Source organism: Streptomyces sp. SM1 (genome assembly GCF_002910825.1).
Classification (GTDB): domain Bacteria; phylum Actinomycetota; class Actinomycetes; order Streptomycetales; family Streptomycetaceae; genus Streptomyces; species Streptomyces okerensis.
In genome coordinates this window covers 1-1,938 of record NZ_NEUB01000522.1, presented here as the reverse complement: position 1 = coordinate 1,938, position 1,938 = coordinate 1, and the positions used below count along the sequence as shown (strand labels likewise).

The 1,938-nt window shown below is 75.6% G+C and carries 2 protein-coding genes; both read right to left on the bottom strand.

The genetic code is table 11. The features are described 5' to 3' along the window. Positions 1–631 (bottom strand): methyltransferase domain-containing protein (locus B9S61_RS12780; protein ID WP_103542361.1); only part of this gene is annotated, 631 nt, incomplete at its 3' end. Continuing rightward, positions 628–1,842, bottom strand: a complete 1,215-nt coding sequence (locus B9S61_RS12775; RefSeq protein ID WP_103542360.1) for a lycopene cyclase family protein — start codon at positions 1,840–1,842, stop codon at positions 628–630. The genes B9S61_RS12780 and B9S61_RS12775, both read right to left, overlap by 4 nt. Positions 1,843–1,938 lie beyond the last annotated feature (96 nt).

Genomic DNA, 1,938 nt, shown 5'->3' with positions numbered 1-1,938 from the left:
TGAAGCCGGCCCGGGTCAGCCGGTCGCGGAAGGCGGGGGCGGTGTCGAAGGCGAGGACACTGTGCCAGAGGTGGCGGTAGAGGGCCCGGTCGCCGGTGAGCGTGCCCGCCGGGATGACGGCCCCTCGGCAGATCGCCGTCCACAGGGCCCGGTGCGTCCGCGAGCCGCTGAGGCTGTACTCGTGGACGGCGAGACGTCCGCCCGGCCGCAGCAGCGTCCGGACGCTGCCGAGGAGCGCGTCCGGGTCGGTGACGTTCCGGAACAGGTAGGCGGCGAAGACGGCGTCGAAGGGGCCCTCGTCCGCCGCCGCGACCTCTTCGGCGCTCAGGTGCAGGAAGCGCACGTGTGCGGGCCACGGCTTGGCCGTGGCGCGGCGCAGCATGCCCGCCGACGCGTCCACCGCCGTGATCCGGGCCCGGGGGGCGGCCCTGAGCAGGGCCAGGGTCGAGGCGCCGGTGCCGCAGCCGAGGTCGAGGATGTGCAGTCCGGCTCCGTCCCCGGGGAGCCGCAGGCGGCGGGCCGAGCGCAGGAGGTCGGTGCGGTAGCCGGGGTTGAGGGAGGTGAGGCTGTCGTAGGTGTGGGAGGCGTGGTCGAAGGCGCGGGCCAGGTCGTGGTCGCGCAGGAGGCTCATCGGGGGCTCTCTCCGTTTCTCGCTGGTGGCCGGGAGCGGCGGGGCAGGAAGGGCAGTTCGGCCGCCGTGCGGAGCATCGGCCGGACGGGGGTGCGCAGCCCGATGCCCCACTCCTCACCGGGTGTGGTGGCGCCGTCGAGGAAGCGCAGCAGGCGCTCGGCCGGGATGCGGCGGAACAGGTCGGTGAAGAAGTCCGGTCCGCTGATCCGGCCGGTGTCCAGGGCGCGCAGCAGTACCGCGTCCATGGCCAGCGCGCGTCGCCCGTGGGGTGCCGGGACGGTTCCGTGCCCCTCGCGCAGGGCGGCGGCGATGGCCCTGCTCTGCCGTTGCACGGCGGCGAACGTGTAACCGGTGGCCGGGCGGGTCGCTCCGCCCGCGGTCCCGATGCGGAAGACGGCCGTCCCGGAGCGGCGGGGGAAGCGGGCGTCGGTCATGGGGATGACGCCCTGCTCCGTCCGTTCCACGGTGAGCGCGCCGAGCCCCAGGACGTCCTGGCAGTACCGGCCGAGTGCCGACTCGTACGCGCCGGTGGTCAGCGGGGCCCGGGAGAACTCGGTGTACTCCACGAGCGCGCGGCCGGGGGCGAGCGGCAGCACGTATCCGAAGGCGAGGCCGTGCGCGGGCTGGGGCACGCGGAAGTCCATCAGGTCGGCGACCGCGGGATCGAACCGTTCGGCGCCGGTACGGACGAACCAGCCGCGGAAGTGCTGGAGCATCCGGGTCCGGGCGGGCGGCAGGGCGGGCAGCGGCCGCGAGTCGAACACGCGCCGGGCGCGCAGGGTCAGGAGCCCTCCGGTGGGGAGCGTGCACCGGACCTCCGCGCCGCCGGGCACGTCGCGTACCGTGTCCGCCGTCGCCCGCAGGAGGCGGCTGCCGGGTGAACGGGCCAGGAGCCTGTGGACGTGCTGTTCGAACGGTGTGGAGCGCACCATGCGGTAGGTGAACGGGGCCGGGTCGACGACGACTTGGCGGCCGTCGGCACCGTGCACCCGCAGGCGTGACCAGGACGCGCTGACGACCTGGTCGAGGTCTCCGTCCTCCCGGTCCCAGTAGCACCAGGTCCGTTCCGGCGGGCGCAGCGGACCGTCCGGGGGCTCGACCACGGTGACGGTGGCCGCGCCCGTCTCGGTCAGCCGGTGGGCGAGGCTGAGGCCGGCCGCGCCACCACCGATGACGACCACGTCGGAGGTGTCGGCGGGGGGACGCGTCACCGTGCCCGCCGCCCGGCGTCGGGCGTCCCGTCCGGGCCGGAGCCCGGGCGTACGGTGCCGGGGGCGGCGTGGGAGAACCCTGCGGGCGGAGGGCAG